We start from the raw sequence: 4373 nt of genomic DNA, 5'->3' as shown, positions 1-4373 counted from the left end.
CTTAACTCTTTGCTGATATAGCCTCTATCCCCAACCAACAATCCAAACAGTTTGTTTGCCATTTGTCGTAAGCCTTTACGGTCATCAACATTGCCTGGCCTTAGGCAGAAATTGACTCGCTCTCCTACATGATTAAACACTACATGAAGTTTGAATCCATAGAACCAACCCATGCTGCTTTTGCCACGTTGAGCAATGTTTTTAAACACTTTATGCCTATGAATTCGACGATTGTGGCAAACAGATAAGATGGTGGAATCCACATTGCCATTTCGCTGGCGACATTGGTAACCGACAAGCCGATGACGATAATCACAGGCCCGATGACCACCGGCGGCAAGCAGTCCGAACATGGTACCGCCCATGCCCCATTCATTGAGTGCGTAAATAATCGGGGCGATAAAAGTGAAAGAGGAGCCTAAAAAAATCGGCACTTTCTGCTTGGTCAATAATTGAAACAGCAAAGTACCGATACCTGCGCCGAGTAGCGCCATCGAAGAATTAAGCCCTGTGAGCAACGGGACGAGAACCATAGCGCCGAAAGCGACGAACAGAATTTGCGCGCCGGCGACAGCCTGTTTAAGTGTTTGCATAAGTATTCCTTTTGCTAAAAAGCGCTCGCCTTCCTGCAATGTTGTGACGGAATTTGTAGAAAGGCGGTAAATTATAGCGGTTTGCTGACAAAAAAGGGCAGTTTTTCATTGAGCATAAGGCTAGGCATCATCGGTATTTCAGGCTATGATAGCCACCTTTTTTATAAATAGAGTAAGACCATGTTCCGCTATGTTATTCGGCGCTTATTCGTTGCTGTGCCGACTTTGCTTATTATCATCACGATGGCATTTTTCATGATTCGGGTCGCCCCAGGCGGACCTTTTGATATGGAACGCACCTTACCGCCTGAAATTAAAGCTAATCTTAATGCTATGTATCATTTGGACGAACCGCTGTGGCAGCAATATCTGCGCTATTTGGGCAGTATTGTGCAGGGCGATTTCGGACCTTCTTTCCAATATGCCGACCGCACGGTAACGGAACTCATCGGCTACGGTTTTCCCGTCTCGATGAAACTCGGCTTAACCGCCGTATTGATTGCCGTGATCATCGGCTGCCTGCTGGGCACAATTGCCGCTATCCGCCAAAACAGCGCGATTGATTATTCCGTGATGACCGCCGCCATGACGGGCATTACTATTCCTAATTTCGTGGTTGCGCCCCTGGTGATTTTGATTTTTGCCGTTTATTTGGGCTGGCTGCCGGCAGGCGGCTGGGGCAATTCATGGAAGCAAATGGTCTTGCCGGTGCTGACCTTAGCTTTGCCGCAAATTGCCTATATCTCGCGTCTGATGCGCGGCTCGATGATTGAAGTCTTGCGCGCCAATCACGTCCGCACCGCGCGCGCCAAAGGATTATCCGAAATGCGGGTCATCTTGCGCCATTGCTTAAAACCGGCATTGATGCCGGTCGTCAGCTATCTGGGTCCTGCCTGCGCAGGGGTACTGACCGGCTCGGTAGTTATCGAACAGATTTTCGGCATTCCCGGCATCGGACGCTATTTCGTCCAAGGCGCGCTCAATCGGGATTACACCCTTGTGCTGGGCGTGGTCGTTTTTTACGGAGCCCTGATTGTGCTGTTTAATTTATTAGTCGATTTGGCTTATGCCTATCTTGACCCTAAAGTGAGATTGTCATGAATCATAGTGAAAGCTTGTTACAACACGCGCTGCGCCGCTTTTTTTCCAACAAAGCAACGGTTGCCGCGCTGATTTTGCTGATTGCCTTAGTATTATTGGCAATCCTAGGACCGTATTTGCGCCCCTATGAAATCGATGAAATTTTTTGGGATGCTTTTCAAGCACCACCTTCTATAGAAAGCGGACATTGGTTCGGCACCGATGCCAACGGGCGGGATTTATTTGTCCGTACCTTATACGGCATGCGGATTTCGCTCTTGGTCGGACTCTGCGCTACCAGCGTCAGCTTATTAATCGGTGTTAGCTACGGCGCGATTGCCGGCTATGCCGGCGGACGTACCGACAGCATCATGATGCGGGTCGTCGATGTTCTGTATTCCATGCCCTTTATGTTCTTTGTGATTTTGCTGATGGTCTTTTTCGGACGCAATATCTTTTTGATGTTTGCCGCCATCGGCGCGGTGGAATGGCTTACCATGGCGCGGATTGTACGCGGTCAGGCAATCAGTTTGCGGCATAAAGAATTTGTGCAGGCGGCGGAAGTCTTAGGCGTGCCGACCGGCGCGATTCTGCGCCGCCATATTGTGCCGAATACGCTCGGCACGGTCGTCGTCTATGTAACGCTGACCATTCCTTTGGCGATTTTGACCGAAAGTTTCCTGAGCTTCTTGGGCTTGGGCGTGCAAGAACCCATGACCAGTTTGGGCGTGCTGATTTCTGAAGGCGCCAAGCAGATGGAAAGCGCGCCGTGGCTGCTGGTCTTCCCTGCGCTATTCCTTGCCGCGATGCTGTTTTGTTTTAATTTTATCGGCGACGGACTACGCGACGCCTTCGACCCTAAGGAGCGTTAAGATGTCGCTATTACGCGTTGAAAACCTCGACATTACCTTCCGCCAAGCGCGCCATCACGTGCATGCCGTGCGCGGCGTATCTTTCAGCGTCAATAAAGGTGAAACCCTTGCACTGGTCGGAGAAAGCGGCAGCGGCAAATCCGTAACTTCTTTATCGATTGTGCGCTTATTACCTGAAAATACCAGCGTTTATAGTCCTGAAAGCCGCATTGAATTTGACGGACTGTCTATTTTGGAAGCCGGCAACGAGCAATTGCGTGCCTTGCGCGGCGGACGCATCGGCATGATTTTCCAAGAGCCGATGACCTCGCTGAATCCCTTTATGAAAATCGGCGAGCAACTCTGCGAAGCCCTTGCCGCGCATCAGAAAAACATGAGCAAAAGCGCGCAATGGCAGCGTGCTGAAGAAATGCTGGGCAAAGTACGCATTCCCGAGCCGGCGCGCCGCCTCAAGCAATATCCGCATGAACTCTCGGGCGGACAATTGCAGCGCGTAATGATTGCCATGGCGCTGATTAACGATCCCGATTTGCTGATTGCCGACGAACCGACCACCGCTCTTGATGTGACCATTCAAGCGGAAATACTGGATTTGCTGAAACAGTTGCAGCAAGAAATGGGCATGGCGATTATCTTCATTACCCATGATTTGGGACTGGCGGAGCATTATGCCGACAGCGTCTGCGTGATGCGCTTGGGCGAGATTTTAGAACGCGGCAATATCAAAAGCGTTTTTGCTTATCCGCAGCATGAATACACCAAAGAGCTGATTAATGCCGTGCCCAAAGGCATGAAGCAACCGGTAGCGGCGGATGCCGGCGTTTTATTGCAGGCGGATCGTCTGCAAGTGCAATTTGTGACCGAGCGGCATTTTTTCGGCAAAGCCAAAACGCATTTTCATGCCGTTGATGATGTCAGCCTGTCGCTTAAGCAAGGCGAAACCTTAGGCATTGTGGGCGAAAGCGGCAGCGGCAAATCCACGCTGGGCAAAGCGATTATGCAAATGCTGGATTATCAGGGCAATGTGGCATTTGAGGGACAGGATATCCGCAGTTTGGATGGCAAAGCCGCCAAGCATTTGAAAGCGGATATGCAAATGGTCTTCCAAGACCCTTTCGGCTCCCTGTCGCCGCGCCTGACTGTCGGGCAGATTATCGGCGAAGGCTTATTAGTTCATCGCCCCGAACTCAGCGGCAAACAGCGGCGCGAACAAGTGGCGGCAATGCTGAGCGAAGTGGCGCTTTCGCCCGATATGATGAACCGCTATCCGCATGAATTTTCCGGCGGACAAAGACAGCGTATCGCCATTGCGCGCGCCATCATCGTGCAGCCGAAATTTGTATTGCTGGACGAACCGACTTCCGCGCTGGACCGCTCCATTCAAGTGAAAGTCGTGGAACTCTTGCGCGGTTTGCAGCAAAAATACGGTCTTAGCTATCTCTTTATCAGTCATGACCTTGCGATAGTGCGCGCTATGAGCGACCGCGTGATTGTGATGCAAAAAGGCAAAGTCGTTGAAACTGGCAGCGCGGAACAAATCTTCCATCAGCCGCAAAGTGAATATACGCAGCGCCTTATCAATGCGGCATTTGATTTGTAATCGTGCAGCGTGAAATATCATGAAATAAGGCGGAAAATGTCCGCCTTATTTTTTGTCATGTGTTTTTGTGAAAAGGCGTCTGATTAACGCCGCTCGGCTAACAAAGCCTCAATTTCGCGGATTTCTTTCGGCACATCGGCAGTGGTTACTTCGGCTTCGCCTTCGGTAATGATAATGTCGTCTTCAATACGGATGCCGATGCCGCGCCAAGATTCCTCAATCGTTGTA

3 protein-coding genes and 2 pseudogenes are annotated in these 4373 nt (G+C 50.6%); 3 read left to right on the top strand and 2 right to left on the bottom strand.

Going from position 1 to position 4373, the window contains the following annotated elements; genetic code table 11:
- Both ACJHVI_RS07135 and ACJHVI_RS07130 read right to left on the bottom strand, forming a co-directional pair.
- Nucleotides 1-263: pseudogene (locus ACJHVI_RS07135) on the bottom strand (transposase); the annotation flags it as partial.
- 123 nt (nucleotides 264-386) lie between these two features.
- Nucleotides 387-593: pseudogene (locus tag ACJHVI_RS07130) on the bottom strand (solute carrier family 23 protein); the annotation flags it as partial.
- 180 nt (nucleotides 594-773) lie between these two features.
- Between ACJHVI_RS07130 and oppB the strand changes: the two are divergent.
- The 3 genes from oppB to ACJHVI_RS07115 are packed head-to-tail and all read left to right on the top strand — an operon-like array spanning nucleotide 774 to nucleotide 4145.
- Nucleotides 774-1694, top strand: coding sequence for an oligopeptide ABC transporter permease OppB (gene oppB, locus ACJHVI_RS07125; RefSeq protein WP_483184064.1), 921 nt, complete (start codon nucleotides 774-776; stop codon nucleotides 1692-1694).
- Nucleotides 1691-2545 (top strand): ABC transporter permease, encoded by an 855-nt coding sequence (locus ACJHVI_RS07120; protein WP_483184063.1) that lies wholly within the window; start codon nucleotides 1691-1693, stop codon nucleotides 2543-2545. The genes oppB and ACJHVI_RS07120 overlap by 4 nt, the downstream gene beginning before the upstream one ends.
- A gap of 1 nt (nucleotide 2546) precedes the next feature.
- Complete coding sequence (locus ACJHVI_RS07115) at nucleotides 2547-4145, top strand: ABC transporter ATP-binding protein (protein WP_483184061.1); 1599 nt, start codon at nucleotides 2547-2549, stop codon at nucleotides 4143-4145.
- The last annotated feature ends 228 nt before the right edge of the window (nucleotides 4146-4373 follow it).

The organism is Suttonella sp. (assembly GCF_056855035.1).
Note: the sequence above shows the minus strand (reverse complement) of the source record. Positions and strands in the feature narration are given on the sequence as shown.